The organism is Fibrobacter sp. UWOV1, from assembly GCF_900142495.1.
GTDB lineage: Bacteria > Fibrobacterota > Fibrobacteria > Fibrobacterales > Fibrobacteraceae > Fibrobacter.
The window spans coordinates 731,111-750,071 of record NZ_FRBA01000001.1; the positions used below are offsets into that span (position 1 = coordinate 731,111).

Here is an 18,961-nt window from a genome sequence, read left to right on the forward strand (position 1 = left end):
CCTTATTTAGCCCTCTTAGAAGAGATACCCCATCTAAAGATTCTTTCAACCTTAAAGTCATCCTTTGCTCCGTAAACCTTTACTCTGAACTTTGCAAGATAAATACCGGCGCCCACCTTACGGCCATTGTCGGCACGCATGTTCCAGCGAACATAGAGTTTGTCCGGATTTTCAAGGCAGTTGCCATCGAAGAACGGGTCATCGCAAGCAATACTGCCCGAAGCGCCTCCAACGTAGTTGCCAATATTCGTATACACGTAGAGTTCCCAATGGAGTCCGATATCTTCCATATTCGGCACAGCCAGGCCCTTGTCATCTTTACCCATAATGGTCGAATAGCCGATATCCATGAGCACGCCCAGCGAAGACTGGTCAGAGGCTTCCTTGGCATCCTTCACATGTTCAATCGTAAACGGCTTCACGCGGTCACTGAGTTCTTCAGCCTTGTTCAAGTCCGCAAACGAATTCGTCTTCATAATCACGCGCGGATCGCCTTCCACCATGACAGTCGGAGCAAGTTCAGAAACCTTGTTGCCGCTCTTGTCGACAAGACCGCTCGTGAAGTTATCGAAACGCACTGAGTCTGCAGGATTCATGCGGCTTGCGAGGTCTTCGCCGGCTTCCATGTACAGCATCAATTCGCGACCGTCTTCGCTCCATTCCGAAGACCTCAGGCTGTAATGCACCCAGGCGCCATCGACATAGAAAGCGAGGCAGTCATCGGAAAGATCCACGCCTTTCTTGTCCATCGCTTCGGAGAAGCTGATCTTGAATTTATCCGGTTCCATCATCTGGAAGGATTCCGGATACAGGAACGTCGACGAAATGACCGGAGCCATGTAGTCGTTCATTCCATACATCATTTCTTCTTCGGATTCCTTGCCTTCGACAGAAACCTTGTTTGTAATCGAGGCATAGCCGTATTCTGTCTTGCCGTCCTTTGAATAGGACTTGTCAATTCCCGTCAGCAATTTCTTGATGTCGTATTCTTCGGGATCAAGAGCAAAGCCAAGCAGCGTACCGCCTTCCGAAATCTCGAGGTCGGCAATGTTCGGCTTGATGGCCACCAATTCGCCGTCGTTGTCGAGCCAGTAGAAGGTAATGTCCATCTTCTTGAGGTCTTCCTCGGTGATCGGGGTTTCAAAGCCCAGCGAGGTAGAGTCCATGCGGCCATCGCCATCGCGGTCATAGAATCCGTTCTTGTCGTTGTCCACATAAATGCGGCCAGCATTCTGCACAGGGACTTCCTGGTTGTTCTTGCTTGTCGGTACACCGTCGGCGGCAGTCAGGATTCCATCGGGGCATTCCTTGCTGCTGCAGATGGTTTCAATCTTGAGCATGTCACCCACAGACACAACGCCTGATTCAACGGTGAATACCCACTGGGTTCCCTTCTTGGAGATTGCATCCACGTCGATTGATTCGCCATTGAGTTTCAATCCGCGACCGCTTGTCCAAGACGGATCCATATCCTTGTTGAAGCGAACGATCAAGGTATCCGTCCCGTCATTGCCCTTGACCAAGGTGGCCGTCTGAATGGCTGCGCCAATGCTATCGGCAAGAGCCGTCGTGAGCGTGTCACAGCGGTTACCCACCGAGCACACAAAAGCCTTTACGACACCCTTCGCATCGTCACCCTGAATTTCAACCTTGACATCGGGCAATCCATAGACATCGCCATCTTGCTTGACATCGCCACTGTACTTTTCAAAGGACTTGTCGCTCGGCCAGCTGTAGAAGAAATCCTTCACATCCATGGAATCGGTCTTGCCGCCGAACCAGGTTGCAATGCTGTCGCCAATACCATCGCCGTCGGTATCGTAAATGGCGGCGTTATCGAGAGTCGGCATGTCGGGATTCACGAACTGGTATTCACCCGGGAACGGATCGCTCAGAATGAATTCATTGTTACGCAGGCTATCCGGGAACGCATTCATGCTGAACGTCGAACCGTCGGTAATGGCCTTGGTCGCAACCACCAGGAACCGGCCCTTGCCGTTTTCAATATTTAAGCGAATGGTGTTGTCACTTAGCTTCAGGTTTACTCCACCATCGCTCAAGAACTCCAGGTTTTCGCTTTCGCCGAAAGCCTTGAAATAGAAAGTTTTCGTCAGAGTCGAATCGACTCGTCCCTTTGCCGGGCCAATCGGAACAATCGCTTCGACATCGACATGCATGGTATCGCCCACTTCGTACTGGAGCTTGGATGCATCGGTCACTTCCTTGCCCTTCACAATGTACTTGAGGTACGGCACGTAGAAGTTGTAGACCAGGCTTACGATCGGATCCGTTGCCGATTCGTCTTCGGCAGTACCGAGCATGAGGTTGTAAAGCTTATAGCGACTTCCGACGCGCAGTTTCACGAGACCGGAGTCCTCATCGGCTTTTACGGGCTCCATGTTGTGAACGACAGAGGAATCTTCCGAAAGTTCAAGAGTCAAGGTGTCGCGACCATAGTCCTTTTCTTGCGGAGCGTAGATAAAGAACGAAGCACCCTTGATGGCGTTTTTCTTGACAAGGTCGGCTTTGGGCGGAACCACGTAAAGAATGGCGCCTCGGGTTTCCGAGATACGGTAATACTTGCAACGCACGTCGGGCTTGCCACTGTAGTCAATGCAATCAATAGATTCAAGCGCAAAAGCCCCCGCTGCAAGACAAAGCAACGCGAACAACATCAGCGAAAGAATATGATTTTTTACAGACTGCATTATGACCTCTACAATTGGCTCCACTTACGCAAAGAAAACTTTGCATAACATATACTCCAAAGATATGATTTTTTTTTAGAAAACGGACAACAAAAATTTACGTTGTGATACGAATCGCAAGATATTTTCAAATTTGTTTATTCCAAGTTGGAATAAGTATTTGCAAGGTCTGTAACGATATCGTCCATAAAAATCCAGCCGCGTCCTTCAAGGCGCAAGCAAGATTTACTTTGTAACAAATTTGACAGATTTCCGTGCTTTAAGAAGCCCTTCGAAATCCAACGTTCGCACACTGATTTATCCAGGGCAATTCCCATTTTTTCGAGATCTTCAGTCGAAATTCCCCTAGATTGCCGAAGAGAGAGCCACAAAAGCTCCATAATTTCGTCTTCACGCCTCAGCCGGTCAACCGAAAGCATCGATTCCGGGCAGCCCGACTTGACATAGTCGCGCCACCGGGGGTAAATTTCGGGAGCATAATAGCGCACCGCATGCAAATAACTGTGGGCACCAGGGCCAAAGCCCGCATATTCGCCCCGATTCCAGTAATTCTGGTTATGGGCGCTTTCAAAACCGGGCCGTGCAAAGTTCGATACCTCGTAGCGTTCAAAGCCCTTGCGTTTCAGGATTTCGACACCGCTCATGTACATGGGCTCGTAAAGGTCTTCGTTTACGGCAAGTTCCCCGCGATCCACACGATGCCCGAGCCTCGAGCGGGGCGAGACATTCAACCCGTAAAAGCTCACATGGTTCAGCGGGAAATCCGAAAGGCGGTCCACATCGGCCAAGAAGCCCTCGACCGTCTGCCCCGGCAAATCAAACATCAAGTCCGCATTCACTTGCAAGTTCGACGTGCATGTCAGCAAATTCAAGGCCTCGAGCCCAGCCTCTACCGAATGGGAGCGCCCGACCAATTTCAACAAATTAGCGTCGAACGTCTGAATCCCAAGACTGATGCGGTTTACGCCCAGTTCCACGGCATTTTGTACGGACTGGCGACTAGTCGATTCCGGATTGAACTCCATGGAAACTTCGTTCAATTTGGATATATCGAGCCCTACCGAAGCAAGGCACTCAAAAATCCGGTGCAAAAATTCCGCCGGCAGTTCCGACGGGGTTCCCCCACCCAGGTAGAGCGTTCGAGCCGAGGCCAGCAGCCCCGGGTTCCCCTCTTCAAAACTTACAATTTGCTTACACAACAAGTCCGTGTACTCGGCAAAAATTTTCGATTGCGACGGCATTACGCGAAAATCGCAATAATCGCAAACTTTTTTGCAGAAAGGCACGTGAATATAAACACAAAACATCTTTTACAAACGAATAAAATTATTACAAAAAACCTTTTTTATAAAATTTAGATTATATAAATGTATATGGACAACAAGCAACTAAATAAAATCAAGAAAAAATTGAAGAAGCGGCTCCCGCTCCTGATTTTCTTGACGTTGTCCACCGCTATCTTCTTTTTGGCATCGACCCTCCTTTTAGACGAATCGTACAAAGATATCATCATTATTGCCATGATTTGGGCGTTGCCTCTATTTATCCACTGAAGGTGCTATGGCCATTACCCGATTAACGCAGCGTAAGTGCAAAGCGATCGCTTTCTATATCTTGAGTTGGGTGATTTTCACCTTAAGTGCCTCGGCCCTTTTGACGTACGGCGCCGGAAACGGTTTCGACCCGACACGCATGCTGTTCATGCTGCAGCTGTCTCTTTTGACAGGACTTTCGCACGCTATTTACGACGTAATTATTTTGCAAGACGAAATGGACAAACGCCCTGTTGCGGCAGCCCTGATTATTCGTTCCTGTTTTTTCTTGGCAAGCATTTGCGCGAACCTGACACTCTGTATCCTGATATGGGATATAGACAAGAGTGAAGGTCTTATCAATGAAGCCGCCCTGCAACACATGCTGAACTTTTTCAAGCAGCCGAAAAACCACATTCTGATTTTCGAACTGTTCATGCTCGGGCACCTGATTACCTTTATCCGTTCTGTACACAAGAAGTTCGGGACCCGCGTCTTTATGAACACCTTGCTCGGCAAGAATCAGGACCCCAAAGAAGAAGACTTGATATTCATGTTCATTGACATGAAGCATTCCACCGAGATTGCCGAAGAACTCGGACACGTAAAGTACAGCAACTTTATTCGTGACTACTACCGCCTGCTTTCGAACTGCTGCGAAGAAAACCATGGCGAGATTTACCAAATTGCAGGCGACGGCGTTTTCTTGACTTGGAAAACCAGCGACTGCAAACGCGCCGCGCGCCCGCTGGATTGCTTTTACGATTTTGCCGAATGCCTGGAACGCACCGCATACAAATTCAAAAAACGCTACGGGATTGTTCCCGCATTCAAGGCAGCCGCCCACTGCGGAAAAGTCATCTCTACCGAAGTCGGGAACTTCGGAAGCGAAATGGCCTACCACGGCGACGTGCTGAACACCACTTCAAGAATCCAGACACTTTGCTCCAAGCTCGGGCAGGACTTTTTGATTTCGGAAGACTTATATATGAGACTTCCCCTGCCGCTCCCCCACGGTTTTTTGAGCGTAAAGGCCGGATTTTTCGAATTACGCGGAAAAAAGAACGGAATTTTGATTTTTTCTCTGCATAAGCCCTTGACATAGTGAATTTATTATTCTATAATTGGGCTACCCCGCGGGAATAGCTCAGTTGGTAGAGCACGACCTTGCCAAGGTCGGGGTCGAGGGTCCGAGTCCCTTTTCCCGCTCTAAAACGAAAAAGAACCACTTCAAAGTGGTTCTTTTTTGTTTTATCGCTAGATAATGGTGTTCGGCACCCTCGACCCCTTGGGGTCGAGGGGCCGACTAAACAACGAGGCGCACGAAGTGCTTGCGAGTTGTTTAGGAACTCCCGCCCTAAAGGGCGGGAGGCCCGTAGGGTGAGGAGCTAGCCGGTCGCAGACCGGAGACTAGCGACGAATCACTAAATTCTTTCGTGGGCGCAAGCCCGTGGAAAGAATTTAGGACTTTGAGCGAAGCGATAAGCCCGTCAGGGCAGCAAGTCAGCCGCGCAGCGGAGACTGACGCAGCTGTCAATCCCTTTTTCTGAAGGAAAGAGTCACGCCCTTTAACCGCTCGTCCCACAAAAAATTTCTTTTTGCGCTTTCATCACGATAACATCAAGCGTCAAGCTACTCTCCACAAGGACCGCTTATACGAATATTCGTGTTATAATAATCTTTGCGATGAATGCTATCACTTTGTATTTCAGCATCTATTCTTATTGGAAGAATCTTCCCATAAAGAGACTTTTCCATTTTTACGTTTTTGGGCAATAGAAACGCCTCCTCCAAAGAATAATCCTCACAACTTTTATATAGCATCCCCTCAACAGGCGCAAATTCACCTTTTTTGAAGGCAACACTTGTAGATATGTTTTCTCTGTATTTTTTGTTACAGACATGGCATTCGGTTGCTGAAGCAAAAATATAGCGAGGAATGTAATCAAACTCTTGTTCTAAAACAAGCCTATGAAACTGATCAACACAATATTCTGCTATAATTGTTTTCTTCACATTGCAGGGGCCTCTTATAACAGCTTCAAATTGTTTCTCATACGCGTAAGATGTTCCTACGAGGTTCGCACGCCACGTGCCTTTAATTTTTTTCCCATAGTAAAATGGCAGCGTCCCCTTTGCATTATTTTTATGAATATGGAGGACATCTCGATTTACGGGATCAAGATTTACGACGGATATTTTAGGTTTCAAGCAAAGGTTTTCACTTGAAGGCCTTACATCTAACGACGCACAACCACCTAAAAATTCCTCTTCCGAAGAATCAAACGGCGCATCAAAACTATATCCCATTTCCCAAATGGGTTCATTGTTATACGTAGTACATATGACGCTATCGGGAAATATCCAGTTAGAATCTGGTTCTAAATTCAAATTTTTTTGTAAATGAAGACTGTACTGATTTGAATCCTTATTAAATTCTGCACAAAATTCAGCAACCCCTTTGCCATGACAAAGCGACACAAATATGAAAGAAAAAGCAACCAGACGAAAAACCATTTGATTTTAGGATTTAACAAAAAAATATAACTTGATAATTTATTCGTCAATAAATTACTTGTAAAATCCACATAAAAAGCACCCCGCCCGATTAGGAGCAGGGTGCAATTTCTCGCGTGAAGATGAAGCTATTAGGCAGCCTTCACAGTTTCCACGACCTTGGCAAAGGATGCCGGATCGGCGACGGCCATGTCAGCGAGAACCTTGCGGTTCAGCTTGATGCCCGACTTGGAAAGCTTGTAAATGAACTGGCTGTAGCTGATGCCGAGTTCACGAACAGCGGCATTGAGGCGGACAATCCACAGAGAGCGGAAGTCACCCTTCTTGTCGCGGCGGTGAGCGTAGGCATACTGACCGGCGTGGGACACGGCGTCGATAGCAAGGCGAAGGTTCGACTTGCGACGGCCATAGAAGCCCTTGGCGGCCTTAAGGATTTTTTTGCGGCGTTCGCGGGAAGGAACTCTGGTTTTAGCGCGTGGCATTCTTACACTCCTTATGCAACGACAAGCAGACGCTTGACATGGTAAACATCGACTTTCTTAACGAGAGCGCCCTTACGCAGGTTACGCTTACGCTTCGTGGACATCTTGGCAAGAATGTGGCGCATGCCAGCACGCTTGAACTTGACGTGGCCGGAACCAGTCAGGCGGAAGCGCTTCTTAGCACCGCTGTGTGTTTTCATCTTAGGCATTTTTACCTCTTTAGGTTATTAAGTTGAAGCCTCACCTGCTGCCATGGGCTCGGTTACGGGCTTTGGTGCCTGGGGCTGCTTTTTGGCAGTGCCTGCACCGCGTTTAGGACCGTAAATCGAGAGCATTGTGTTGCCTTCGACTCGCGAATCCATTTCCAAGTCGCCGTACTGGAGCAAGTCTTCCTTAGCGCGCTCCATTAGGCGTTTGCCGTAGTCCATGTGCGCCATTTCGCGCCCACGGAACTGCATAATAAGCTTGACCTTCATGCCATCCTGCAAGAACTCGGCTGCCTGCTTGATCCTGTACTGGTAGTCGTTCTCGGCAGTCTTCGGGTGCATCTTGATTTCTTTAAGCTTCACCACGTGCTGCTTGGCCTTTGCGGCCTTGGCCTTCTTGATCTGTTCAAACTTGTACTTGCCGTAGTTGATGATACGGCATACAGGCGGCTTAGCATTGGGAGACACTTCCACCAGGTCCAGTCCGGCGTCCTTGGCCATCTGGAGAGCCTGTTTGGTATCCATGATGACGGCCTCGCCATCGTCTTTCACAAGACGGATCGGGGAAATGCGAATGTCTTCGTTAATGCGGGTTCCGTCACTCTGTCTGTTCGGCATGCGACGGTCGCGGGGATTTTGTAACGCCAAGTTAAGCTACCTCTAGGTAAAATTGTTATTGTGGCGCTAAATATAGTTTTTTTAATAAAAAATGCAAGAACTTTTTAACGAACCCCTTTGAAAATAGGCGGATTTTTGTATAATTGGACTTGCTCGCGGCGGTAGCTCAATGGTAGAGCCTTAGCCTTCCAAGCTAATGGTTGCCGGTTCGATCCCGGTCCGCCGCTCTTAGACCCCTCACTGAGGGGTCTTCTTTTTATTTGTGAGCCATAAACGACTCGTATTAACGAGTCGTGTTGGCGAGAGCGAGGCGATATCATAAGTTCCAAGATGATTATGAGTCGAGCGGTCTCCATGGGGTCTTTTTTTATTCCCTATTCCCCGAGCAAGTGCATGATCACAGGGCGGTTCTTGCCGGCCTCTGTCTTATGGATCGTGAGTTTTCCGGTGCTGTCGTAGCTGAACTGTTCGCCCACGCGCTCTCCATTTACAAAAGTAAGGCTGTCGCGGAGTACACCGCTCCGGTACCAGTTCCGCATGATTCCGTTTCTCTTGCCGTCCTTCCAGAAGGTTTCACTTGCAAGTCTGCCGCCCATGCTGTCCGGGAAAAAGCTACGGCTTTCCACAATTTGACCATCTTTCCAAAGTTCTTCGTAAAGCAACAAACGTCCCGGCTTAACATAACGCACCGTGGCAGGGAATTTCCCGACACTTTGTACAAAATCAATGCTTTGGGCAAGATTACTACTGTCAAGAATGCCATTGACTCCGCCCACGTACGAGGTCTCGGCGCAGAACTTGGCCATATGACCTTCGCAGGCACCATAAATCACGCCGTCCATGCTCAAATCCACCTCGCGCACCAGTTCACCGCGTTCATCGAACCAGCGCCATACGGAATCACGTTTGCCTTCCCTATTCCAATGTTCCTGTTTCATGCGCGTGCCGTCGGCCCTAAAATAAGTGACTGTCCCGATTAGGGCGCTGTCTTTGCCGGCCGCCCCTTTACCGAGCACCCCCTGTACACGCACGCGGCCCACACCACAATTGGCAGTGTCAACCGATTCACCAAAGCTTTCGTAATACAACGAAAACGGTCCGTCAAGAATCCCGTTTCTGCAGGTGAATTCTTCGAGCAGGTGACAATCCTTCGAAAAACGTTTCAGGTAAGCCGAATCGCCCGAAGCCGAAACAATTTCGCGTTTGGGATCCCACATGGCGTGACAATTGCCTTCTTGTTGCAAGGCGCCGTTGTCAAACCATTTTTTCCAGATTCCAACCGCCAAGCCATCGTCATTGTAATGCTCCTCAAAAGAACGTTCGCGGTTGTAATGCCAGCCTTCCCAGTCGCCCACCGGGTGATCGTTTTCGTAATAGAGGTAAGCTTCGACTTTCTTGTCGCTAAACAGTGCAGTCCACTTGCCGTCTTTGAGGCCTTTCTTGTAATGCCCGAGCAGGGCCACATCGCCAAAGCCAGTCCAACGCTTGAAGTCGCCATGCGGAACGCCGTCTTTGTACGGAATCTCAAGTTCCTTGATTCCGTCGGTGTACCATTCGTTCCTTTTCAGGATTTCGCCGTCGGGGTAAACCCAGATAGAGGTCTTTTTCGCCCCATTTGCGTGTTCGGCAAGCACTTTTTCTTCGGCACGTTCCACCGTACAGCCCGAAACGAGCATCAAAATTGGCGCAACGAGGCCGAAAAAGGGTATAAAACGAATCGCACACATACCAGTTAAAGTAGAAAAAAGGTAATTTCTAGTTGTGCCAGAGTTAAAGAATAAATCGATTGCCGATACCTTTAACGCAAGAATCCGCTCCCCTTGGGCGTGGGTGGTTTTGGCTGTTGCTATAGGGCTCACAGTTCTGTTCTATTTTTCGCAAAAGCCGCAAATCATCATGTATTCGCGCTATATCAAGACACTTTCCGACTACCAGCTGCAGGAGTCTTACGCCATGCGCGGTATGGAACGCGTGCGAATCGGTTTTGGCATTGACACCGTTTTTGTCCAGGCACAGACCATGACCCTGCGCGAAATTGCAGTTTCGTTCACCCGCGAAATGGACGAAATCAGCCGGGTCGGAGTCAAGGCTCCCCCGCATTCGACCGTCGAACGGTTCGAGCGCGAAGTCCTGGCCAAGGTTTCGAGCATGCGCCGCTACGCGGCAAGCCGCCATGGGTGGCTCGAAAGACTGCAGACGGTCAACCAGCAAGTGGCAAACCTCCCTGCAAGCGTCCAGATACCCTTGCGCGGGACACTCGATTCCGCGCGTGCCGGCTACCTGGTCGGAATTGCAGGCCTCGGCGACTCCGTCGTGAACGCCATTCCCGATTCAACCAAGGATGCCATATTCGCCCTGCTCCAGGACAACGAAGAACAGACTCTTGCATGGAGCCGCTTCAACAGCGAACTCGCCGCCATGTACAGCGAAGACCTGATTCAGTTTTTCCAGAGCCAGAGCATGGAAGAAATGTCGCTCAAATCCAAGATTCCCATGGCATTCTACTTCTTGACTCTCGTGCTGATGCTTTCTACCTTCTTCTTTATTTTCAGATCCAAGCAATAAGGAACTCATGCGATTTTACACTTCTAGAAAACCGGCCCTTTTGAATTTTTCCTTGCTGCTGTTTTTTTTGGCAGGATGGCTTTTTTCGTACATCATGCCTGCCCTCAAAGGCTTGATGCAAGAAGAGCACTTGTTCTACGGAACGGTTTCGCATGCCGCTATCCCGAGCATTTTTGGCGGGAGCAACATTCCCTTTTTCGACAAAACTATCTTCCAGATTAACGGCGACGACCAGGCGAATTTTATTCTGTATGCCTCGGAAGACATGCTGAACAACATGGCCGAATGGTACAGTTTCGCCAGCCGCGACGCAGGCGATATTCCGCTTGAAATTTCGGCAAGCCGCATCGATAACAAGACCTTCATTGTCCATAGTCTTGCATCCACCGATGGCGAGATGGACTTTGACACCTTGGTCATAGATTATCAAGTCTACAATGCCTTCATCGGCTGCGCAATTGTACTTGCCTTGGCTCTTGTCTCAGTTATACTGTTTATCCTTTGGATCGTAAAAAAGAGAAAATAGCAAGCAGTTGGCAGAGCTTAGTTGGCAGCAAGCAAACCGTCATTGCGAGGAACGAACGTGACGAAGCAATCCATCCTCATTTTATTGTTAGTTGCATTCTGCTTTGTACAGGCAACCCCGCAATTAGACACCTTGTTTGTCAAATACAGGAACCCTCTCGAAAACGCGTCGTTCATGTTTTCGGCCGGGAACAAATCACCCAACATGCCCGTGGGAGTTTGGCGAGCCAAAGGCAACAAGCCAACAGCCGGAACTATAGTTTGGTTTCACGGCGGCATGACAAGCAACAACTGCCAAAAAGGACTTGTTGCCGGCGGAGCACTTTCTAAAATGATGCCAAACTACACCGTAGTCAGCGCATCGGCCTGCAAACAAAACCATTGGGTCGAGCCCTCCACTATCAATTCTTTAGACGATGCCCTGGACAGCCTTGCCAAGCGCCAAAAGAAAGATATTGCCGAAGTCTCGCTCATCGGAGTTTCGGACGGCTCCCTGGGAGTTATCGCCTACTCCATGTGGGGCAAGCGCAAAATCAAAAACCGCATTCTCATGAGTTCGTACGGAGAATCGCTCGGACCGGCAGCACAAGTCGCCGCTCAGGCTCCGTTCAAAAACGGGCATTGGAGATTCATTCAGGGCGGCTCCGACCGGCTCTACCCCGCCGACAAGACCGTCCCCTGGATTCAGGAATTCTGCAAAAACGTAGGCACCGGATGTGACCTCAAATTCGACCCGCAAGGCGAGCATGACTGGAGCTATTGGGAAAACAAGCACAAAGACTGGATTTTAGAGATTTTTTCTAAATAACCCTTGACAAATAGGGCAAAATTTTCAAAATTTGGCTTACCCCACGCGGATGTGGTGGAACTGGTAGACACGCTAGATTCAGGTTCTAGTGCCTGCAAGGGCATGAAGGTTCAAGTCCTTTCATCCGCACTGAAAAACCGTCGAAGCGATTCGGCGGTTTTTTATTTTCTCCCACAGCCCACTTCCTACTGTCTACTGTCTACTGCCTACTTCCTACTGTCTACTGCCTACTTCCTACTGTCTACCGCCTACTTCCTACTGCCCACTTCCAACTATTTACTACATTCCCCCTCATGGATAACTTCGAAGATTTTTTTACGGCGACATTCGAAACGGCGACACTTGCCAATAGCGTAGTGACGCTCAAGGGCCTGCGAGAAAATTCCGAGGGTCCGATTTCCGCAGAATCGATCATGCAGGCAATCGAAAAATCCCGCGAACATCTTTCGGAGTACCTCCCCTGGGTTCGCGATACCGATATTTTCGACATCAAAAAACGCATCCGTTCCTGGATCCTGAACGAACGCTTCGGACAAGGCGGTTGCTGGCTGATTTTCAAGAACGCGGACGAAGAAATCACGGCCGGAGATTCAGCCCCGTTAGCAGGCGCCATCATGATGGACGTCAAACTATCGAATCGTTCTGCGACCCTGAGCTACTGGCTTTGCAAGGAATTTACGGGTCAGGGGCTTATGACGGAGGCCGTAAAGTTGCTCTCGGCGTTCGCATTTGCAACCCTCAAGCTCAACCGTCTGGAACTTTTAGTCTCTGTATACAACGGGAAAAGCGCCGCCGTTGCCGCACGATGCGGGTTCATGGAAGAGGGCATAAACCGCGATTACGAGCTCATAAACGGCAAATTCGTTGACCACAGGCGATTTTCGCTTCTGGCCCGGGACGTATATTAATAGTTACAATGGTTACTCGGGTAAACGGGAAACTTAAATTAGATATGGCTTTCAGGGGTTAATTCTTCTATTTTTTTGAGTATGGAAAATGGAGAAAAGCAGAAACTCGTAGAACCGGATATCCTGCAGTACACGAACTACAGGGTATTTCTCCGTGATTATTACGAGTATAAAAAGAAAACCTCGACCGCGTTCAGCTTGCGGTTCTTTGCCGAGAAGGCAGGGCTTTCTAGCCATGCCCATTTAAAGCTCGCAATCGACGGCAAGCGCAACATCACCAAAAACACGGTCACCAAGCTCATTCATGGCTTGGGCCTTGAAAACCAGCGCGCCGCATACTTCGAAAGCCTCGTATTCTTTAACCAGGCACAAACCGACGCCGACAAGCAAATCTACTACGCCCAGCTCATCAAGGCAAGCCCCCGTTCAAAGCTGCACAAGATGGACAAGGCGCAGTTACGTATTTTCCAGGAATGGCATCATTCTGTGATTCTTGAGATGGTAGGGCTCAAGGATTTCCGCCCCATTCCCGACTTGATTTCCAAAAAACTGCGCGGGCTCGTGACTCCCGCACAGGTGACCGAATCGCTCCAGTTGCTCTTGGAACTGGGCCTCCTGGTCAAGACCGCCAACGGCTATCGCCAACGCGACCCCCTGATTACGACCGATGACGAAGTCCAGGATATGATGGTCAAGATGTACCATTTCCAGATGCTCAAGCTGTCTGCAACCATGCTTGCAGACCTTCCGGGCCACGAAAGGGATGTTTCTGCGCTTACTTTTGGAATAAAGCGCTCAGATTTCCCCAATTTGAAAAAACATTTACAACTAATGCGAAAAGAACTACTAGATTTCTCTGCAAAAGCCGGAGAAGCAGAAGATGTTGTGCAAGTCAACATTCAGCTCTTCCCCTTGACCCGAGGAGTGTGATGAAATTCTTTTTGTCCATAGCATCGATCGCCTTTTGCGCAGTCTTCTATTTGTCGCTGGCAGCCTGTTCCAACGACAAGTCTTTGACTGGAATCGAAATTGGCAACCCGAGCATTGCGGACAGCGATACAACCGCAAGAGATACCGCGGCAAAGGACTCCTCAGTCAAGGACACGACTATCAAGGATACTACATCCAAGGACACCGCCGACAAGAAACAGCCTGCCCTTCCGCTGGTCGCCGATTTCTCTATCGACTATTCCGAAGTGAATCCCAAGGCTCTCGCCAAGGAAGCGGACAAAGACGAACCGATTCTGCTGGATTCATTCTCCCTGATTCTTACTGAAGTACGTTCCTTCTCTAGCTATTATTACACGACCTTGATTGTCGACCCCGTTGTCGGACTCCAGCTCTGGCCTTACGAAGACGCCCCCAACGAATCCCTTGCGATTTCGTTTACCAAGGGTTCCCTCATCGAAGACCCCTTCAAGGATATCGACTTGAACGAAGAAGGCTACCTCAAGGAAATGGGCGTCGGATTCAAGCCCGACGAAACCATGGCCATATTCGGTCGCATTCTCATCGACAAGAAGTACCATCCCTTCGTCTATAGTCTTTCGAACTTCCAGACGCTCATGTTGCGCTACCACTACTCGCAGATTGATACCGCAAACGGCAAGGCCAATTTGTCTGTAGTTTTCCGAGTCAAGCAGTTTACAGACGGGATTGATTTCTCGGGCGCCGAAGTCGGCGAAGACAGCGTAATTCATATTGATTCCAAGTACAATTCGGAATTGTGGAACGCAATGAACAAGCGCTTTGTGACAAGTTTCCAGCCGTTGCGTTATGACTACACCACGGTTGCTGGCGATGCACATTTCGAATATGTCGCTGACATATGGAAGGGTATTGCAGCCAAGAAGGGCGAAAACACGATTATCAACGGAAACTTCTCTTCGCCCTTTACCACCGACTGGATTTTGATGAACCAGTTTGGCGGACATTCCGACACGACGGTGCTGCTCGAAAAGGGGTCCAAGGAACGCATTATGCAGGTGAACGTTACGGATGGCGGCAAGCATTCCTATAGCGTGCAGCTGATTCAAGAAAATGTGGCCCTGATTGCGGGCGTGCAGTACCAGTGCGTATTCACCATTTGGTCCGATGTGGAAGGTCAAATTACGGCCCGTATCGGTTCGTACAACACCTACGAAACAATCGGGTTCCAGGAACATGTGCAAGTGCAGACCACAGGCCAATCCGTCGGAATCACGTTCACGCCCGAAGTCAGCGACCCGTTCGCCCGCTTTGAACTGAACCTCGGCGGCTCCGAACGCACCTTCTGGATTAAGGAAGTCAAAGTCTTAAGGCTTTCAGAATAGGTTTAAGAACTTAGAGCTTAGAACTTAGATAATCATTCTCTCTAAGCTCTACCAACTAAGTTCTAAGTTCGGCCTCTTGTAACCTTCTAGTTACTTTTCTACATTTAGGCCACTATGGCTACTATTCCTACCCGTAAAGACAATCTCGTTATCGAAAACATTCGTCCCCAGATCGAAGGCGGACGATTCATGCTCAAGCGTGAACCGGGCGACACCGTCACGCTTACCGCGGACATTTTCCGCCACAGCCACGAAAAATATGACGCGGCGATTTTCTACCGCCACGATTCCAAGAAAAAATGGGAAAAGGCTCCCATGCACTTTGTCGATAACGACCAGTGGGAAGGTACCTTCACGGTCAACAACATCGGCTACTACGAATACAAGATTTGCGCCTGGACCGTGGAGCCCAAGGACACCCCGACCGAAAGCCCGGTAATGAAACTCCGCGTGGACCCCTCTTACGCCCGCATCGGTACTTGGTACGAAATGTGGCCGAAGAGCCAGGGCACTGACCCCACCAAGAGCGCCACCTGGAAGGATTGCGAAAAACAGCTCGACTACATTGCCGGCCTCGGCTTCGATACCGTTTACCTGGTGCCGATTCACCCGATTGGTGTCACGAACCGCAAGGGAGCGAACAACGCCCTGCACGCCAAGGTCGACAAGAAGGGGAAGCCCTTGGAACCGGGTTGCCCGTACGCCGTAGGCAACAAGAACGGCGGCCACTACGACGTGGACCCGGAACTCGGCAGCATGAAGGACTTTGAACACTTTGCAAAGGCCGCCCGCAAGAAGGGACTCCGCCTCGCTCTCGATATCGCGCTGAACTGCAGCCCCGACCACCCGTATGTGAAATCGCACCCGGAATGGTTCTATCACGAACCGGATGGCAGCATCAAGTTCGCCGAAAACCCGCCCAAGAAGTACGAAGACATTTACCCGTTCGACTACTACAACAAGAACTACAAGGCCCTGTGGAAAGAAATCGAAAACATTATCTTGTTCTGGGCCGACAAGGGCATTGAAATTTTCCGTATCGACAACCCGCACACAAAGCCCTTCCCGTTCTGGGAATGGCTGATTGCTGACGTCAAGGAAAAGCGTCCGGAACTGGTGTTCCTCGCCGAAGCGTTCACGCGCCCGAAGATGATGCATCGCCTCGCAAAGTCCGGTTTCGACATGAGCTATACGTATTTCGCATGGCGCTCTGCCAAGTGGGAATTCGAGCAATACCTCAAGGAACTTACCCAGAGCGATGCCAAGGAATACATGCGCGGCATCTTCTTCCCGACGACTCCGGACATTTTCCCGAAGTACCTCGCCTACAAGGGCCCGAACGCCTTCAAGCAGCGCTACTTCTTGGCCGGTACGCTTTCTAGCCTTACGGGCATGTACAACGGCTACGAGCTCTGCGAAAACATCCCGAGCCCCATCAAGGAAGAACTGCAGGACAGCGAAAAGTACCAGTACAAGGTGCACAACTGGTATGGTCCGGGCATCCAGGACTTCGTTCGCCGCGTGAACACCGCCCGTCAGGAACACGTCGCCCTTCAGGAATACGACAACCTCGACTTCCACTATTGCGCCAACGACCAGCTAATGGTTTATTCCAAGAAATCTGGCGAAGACGTGATTCTCTGCGTGTGCAACATGGACATGGACAATGCGCAGGAAGGCATCGTGGAACTTGACATGAGGAAGCTCGGCCTGAATGACGATTCCTTCTTCTTCTTGAAGGACCTGATTACCGACGAAAGCTTTGTCTGGCGCGGCAACAAGAACTTTGTGCGTCTCGATCCTGCCAAGGCTCCTGGCCACCTGCTGGTGCTGAAGAAAATCTAATAGTAATCAGTTGTGAGTTATCAGTTCTGAGTACTTACCGCTAGACATCAAATATGGGGAGTTGTGCAAACAACTTCCCTTTTTTTATTTATATTCAAAGTATGATCGACATTTATTCGCTTGCTAAAAATCCGCTGGTTTTCCAGAAACAACGCACCATTACCTCGGCCTACATCGATGTTTCGGGCAAGATGGGCCTTGCGCAGACGGTACTCATGGTGCAGGACAACTTCACCGAGAATTTCGGCACGCTCAAGATGGACAACTTCTGCGTCAACGAAAAAGGCGGCTATTGGGCCATCACCAAAGCGAAGTTTAAATTTTTCCAACGCCCCTATTGGCGCGACAAGGTGGTGACCACATCGTTCCCCGCCGACAGCGCTCCCATCCGCACTTACGAAAATACTGCCGTCACGACAGTCGAAGGGGAACCCATCATTCTCGCCGTACAAGAAGCCTGCTGCCTCAACTTGGAAACACATCGCCCCATGAAGCTTTCTGCGGTGGACTTTCCTGCAGAAGGTTCCCCTGAACCCTTTATGGACAACAAGTTTTCGAAGTTCCCCGTAGAGCCCGAGGAATATCAGGAAGTGTACCGCCAGAAGGTGCTGCCGCAGCATATCGACATGTCGCACCACATGAACAACATCGAATACGTAAAGCTTGGTCTGAATGTGTTCAGCGCCGCCGACCTGGAACTATGCATCCCCGCGATGCTCGAGCTGCATTTTTTGGGAGAAACCCGCGAAGGCCAGGAAGTCACGATTTTCCGCGCCGACAAGATGGGTGCGACCTATATGAAAATCGAAGACGATTCAGGACGCCAGGTCTTTGAGATGAAAGTCAAGATGAAGTAACCGCCGAATTAAAATTCTTGGAAGAATTCAGGCCGGTGAAAATCCGGCTTTTCTGTTTCTATTGGGAATGCGCTCAGATAATGGGGCGTCTTTGACTTATCGGCGCACTTGTAAAGATTCCCGCGAAGAGTCACGCCTTCAAAGGTCCGCAAACCAAAGAGTGAAGGCGGAATCTGGACAGTCATTCCCCAACATACAAGATTGCCTGCGACACTTGCCAATTGCTTGGTACGCACGACAGAATTAATTTGTTCTTGGGAAAGTTTGACTCGCGAATTACGATCGGGTCCGTGGGCCGCAAGCAAGTAGCCGCGGCAAGTCGTTTCGAAGTTGAAATATTCGGCAGGGTTCGCCGGGTTCTGCAAGAAGACTTCGACGCAGGAATCTTCCCAGCTGGAGCCGTTGTCTTCTTTTACTTCGGCACGGAAACAGTCCGAAGGTTCCTCAACGGTAAAATTCACCGTGAAATAATCCGGCGAAATTTCGACTTCGGCAAGCACCGTCGGGAGCGTTTTCCCTTGGTTTGCCGCCCAATTCATATTCGGTTTCAAGAGCATGGTTAAAAAGTAGTAAAGTGATTAATCAATGATTAAGCAGTGATTAATCACTTGAATTGCCATAGGTACTTTTAAGGAATTGGGGATTTTCCGCCGAATTCGCCACCTCAAATAATTGGCACGCAATTTGCATTTAGCGGTTTGCTTACAAAAGCAACAACTCTAATAAAACAGGAGACCTTTATGGCAACAAAAAACAAAATGCCCGAAAAAGAATCCGAGGCAAGTTCCGCATTCGACTGCCTCGCCGTCACCAATGTACAAGTCTACCCCTTCCAGGAAGGCCCTTCCATGGGACACACTAAGGGCATTGCGTCGATCGTGCTGAACGACCAGTTCATGATCCGCGGGCTGCGCGTGATGGATGGCGAAAACGGACTCTTCGTGGGCTACCCCGTTGATCCGTTCTTCAAGGGCGAATCGTTCCGTTCCATTTGCAATCCGGTGACTCGCCAGCTTCGCGAGCACATCGAAAACTGCATCCTTGAGAAGTACCAGGCCGCCATCGTATAGGAGCCAGC

20 protein-coding genes and 3 tRNA genes are annotated in these 18,961 nt (G+C 49.7%); 14 read left to right on the forward strand and 9 right to left on the reverse strand.

All coding sequences use genetic code 11. The annotated features are described in order from the left end of the window. Positions 1 to 2: 2 nt before the first annotated feature. Both BUC02_RS03060 and hemW read right to left on the reverse strand, forming a co-directional pair. Positions 3 to 2,708: a hypothetical protein gene (locus BUC02_RS03060; protein WP_139260991.1), complete on the reverse strand. Its 2,706-nt coding sequence runs from the start codon at positions 2,706 to 2,708 to the stop codon at positions 3 to 5. 137 nt (positions 2,709 to 2,845) lie between these two features. Further along, on the reverse strand, positions 2,846 to 4,015 hold the full coding sequence (gene hemW, locus BUC02_RS03065; RefSeq protein ID WP_073318472.1) for a radical SAM family heme chaperone HemW: 1,170 nt from the start codon (positions 4,013 to 4,015) through the stop codon (positions 2,846 to 2,848). Between the two features lie 66 nt (positions 4,016 to 4,081). Between hemW and BUC02_RS03070 the strand changes: the two genes are divergently transcribed. From BUC02_RS03070 to BUC02_RS03080, 3 genes are all read left to right on the forward strand, one after another. Further along, complete coding sequence (locus BUC02_RS03070) at positions 4,082 to 4,261, forward strand: hypothetical protein (RefSeq protein ID WP_139260992.1); 180 nt, start codon at positions 4,082 to 4,084, stop codon at positions 4,259 to 4,261. A 7-nt stretch (positions 4,262 to 4,268) separates the two neighbouring features. After that, positions 4,269 to 5,345: an adenylate/guanylate cyclase domain-containing protein gene (locus BUC02_RS03075; RefSeq protein ID WP_073318478.1), complete on the forward strand. Its 1,077-nt coding sequence runs from the start codon at positions 4,269 to 4,271 to the stop codon at positions 5,343 to 5,345. A 31-nt stretch (positions 5,346 to 5,376) separates the two neighbouring features. Continuing rightward, positions 5,377 to 5,449: transfer RNA gene (locus BUC02_RS03080), tRNA-Gly, on the forward strand. Between the two features lie 423 nt (positions 5,450 to 5,872). Here the strand turns inward: BUC02_RS03080 and BUC02_RS03085 are convergent. The 4 genes from BUC02_RS03085 to infC all read right to left on the reverse strand — a co-directional run bounded on the left by BUC02_RS03085 (position 5,873) and on the right by infC (position 8,063). Next, positions 5,873 to 6,757 carry a hypothetical protein gene (locus tag BUC02_RS03085; protein ID WP_073318481.1) on the reverse strand — a complete coding sequence of 295 codons (885 nt, stop codon included), beginning with the start codon at positions 6,755 to 6,757 and terminating at the stop codon, positions 5,873 to 5,875. A gap of 131 nt (positions 6,758 to 6,888) precedes the next feature. Then, entirely contained in the window at positions 6,889 to 7,239 is a 351-nt protein-coding gene (gene rplT, locus BUC02_RS03090) for a 50S ribosomal protein L20 (RefSeq protein ID WP_073318484.1), read from the reverse strand. Between the two features lie 11 nt (positions 7,240 to 7,250). After that, positions 7,251 to 7,448 (reverse strand): 50S ribosomal protein L35, encoded by a 198-nt coding sequence (rpmI, locus tag BUC02_RS03095; protein ID WP_072800243.1) that lies wholly within the window; start codon positions 7,446 to 7,448, stop codon positions 7,251 to 7,253. Between the two features lie 18 nt (positions 7,449 to 7,466). Continuing rightward, the gene (gene infC / locus BUC02_RS03100) at positions 7,467 to 8,063 is read right to left on the reverse strand and encodes a translation initiation factor IF-3 (protein ID WP_072976708.1); all 597 of its coding nucleotides are present in this window, start codon (positions 8,061 to 8,063) and stop codon (positions 7,467 to 7,469) included. A 155-nt stretch (positions 8,064 to 8,218) separates the two neighbouring features. Between infC and BUC02_RS03105 the strand changes: the two genes are divergently transcribed. Then, positions 8,219 to 8,290, forward strand: a tRNA-Gly gene (locus BUC02_RS03105). 147 nt (positions 8,291 to 8,437) lie between these two features. Here BUC02_RS03105 and BUC02_RS03110 read toward each other — a convergent pair. Further along, positions 8,438 to 9,739, reverse strand: coding sequence for a toxin-antitoxin system YwqK family antitoxin (locus BUC02_RS03110; protein WP_175549792.1), 1,302 nt, complete (start codon positions 9,737 to 9,739; stop codon positions 8,438 to 8,440). 85 nt (positions 9,740 to 9,824) lie between these two features. On the opposite strand from BUC02_RS03110, the gene BUC02_RS03115 reads away from it, so the two are divergent. Beyond that, positions 9,825 to 10,628 (forward strand): hypothetical protein, encoded by an 804-nt coding sequence (locus BUC02_RS03115; protein WP_139260993.1) that lies wholly within the window; start codon positions 9,825 to 9,827, stop codon positions 10,626 to 10,628. A gap of 67 nt (positions 10,629 to 10,695) precedes the next feature. Then, positions 10,696 to 11,154: a hypothetical protein gene (locus tag BUC02_RS03120; RefSeq protein WP_139260994.1), complete on the forward strand. Its 459-nt coding sequence runs from the start codon at positions 10,696 to 10,698 to the stop codon at positions 11,152 to 11,154. A 17-nt stretch (positions 11,155 to 11,171) separates the two neighbouring features. Here BUC02_RS03120 and BUC02_RS15825 read toward each other — a convergent pair whose 3' ends face one another. Then, the gene (locus BUC02_RS15825) at positions 11,172 to 11,384 is read right to left on the reverse strand and encodes a hypothetical protein (RefSeq protein WP_088656475.1); all 213 of its coding nucleotides are present in this window, start codon (positions 11,382 to 11,384) and stop codon (positions 11,172 to 11,174) included. Between the two features lie 46 nt (positions 11,385 to 11,430). Between BUC02_RS15825 and BUC02_RS03125 the strand changes: the two genes are divergently transcribed. From BUC02_RS03125 to BUC02_RS03155, 7 genes are all read left to right on the forward strand, one after another. Further along, entirely contained in the window at positions 11,431 to 11,961 is a 531-nt protein-coding gene (locus tag BUC02_RS03125; RefSeq protein ID WP_139260995.1) for a hypothetical protein, read from the forward strand. Positions 11,962 to 12,006: 45 nt separating this feature from the next. Next, positions 12,007 to 12,090 (forward strand) — tRNA-Leu (locus BUC02_RS03130). A gap of 164 nt (positions 12,091 to 12,254) precedes the next feature. Then, positions 12,255 to 12,869 carry a GNAT family N-acetyltransferase gene (locus BUC02_RS03135; RefSeq protein ID WP_073318489.1) on the forward strand — a complete coding sequence of 205 codons (615 nt, stop codon included), beginning with the start codon at positions 12,255 to 12,257 and terminating at the stop codon, positions 12,867 to 12,869. An 81-nt stretch (positions 12,870 to 12,950) separates the two neighbouring features. After that, complete coding sequence (locus tag BUC02_RS03140; RefSeq protein ID WP_073318492.1) at positions 12,951 to 13,799, forward strand: TIGR02147 family protein; 849 nt, start codon at positions 12,951 to 12,953, stop codon at positions 13,797 to 13,799. Then, on the forward strand, positions 13,799 to 15,181 hold the full coding sequence (locus BUC02_RS03145; protein ID WP_073318494.1) for a carbohydrate binding domain-containing protein: 1,383 nt from the start codon (positions 13,799 to 13,801) through the stop codon (positions 15,179 to 15,181). The genes BUC02_RS03140 and BUC02_RS03145 overlap by 1 nt, the downstream gene beginning before the upstream one ends. Positions 15,182 to 15,295: 114 nt before the next feature. Then, positions 15,296 to 17,026 (forward strand): maltotransferase domain-containing protein, encoded by a 1,731-nt coding sequence (locus tag BUC02_RS03150; RefSeq protein ID WP_073318497.1) that lies wholly within the window; start codon positions 15,296 to 15,298, stop codon positions 17,024 to 17,026. Positions 17,027 to 17,127: 101 nt separating this feature from the next. Further along, entirely contained in the window at positions 17,128 to 17,883 is a 756-nt protein-coding gene (locus BUC02_RS03155; protein ID WP_073318500.1) for an acyl-[acyl-carrier-protein] thioesterase, read from the forward strand. An 8-nt stretch (positions 17,884 to 17,891) separates the two neighbouring features. On the opposite strand, the gene BUC02_RS03160 is transcribed toward BUC02_RS03155, so the two are convergent. Then, positions 17,892 to 18,422, reverse strand: coding sequence for a carbohydrate-binding family 9-like protein (locus BUC02_RS03160; protein WP_254794069.1), 531 nt, complete (start codon positions 18,420 to 18,422; stop codon positions 17,892 to 17,894). A gap of 201 nt (positions 18,423 to 18,623) precedes the next feature. Between BUC02_RS03160 and BUC02_RS03165 the strand changes: the two genes are divergently transcribed. Further along, positions 18,624 to 18,953 carry a SpoVG family protein gene (locus BUC02_RS03165; protein WP_249268779.1) on the forward strand — a complete coding sequence of 110 codons (330 nt, stop codon included), beginning with the start codon at positions 18,624 to 18,626 and terminating at the stop codon, positions 18,951 to 18,953. The last annotated feature ends 8 nt before the right edge of the window (positions 18,954 to 18,961 follow it).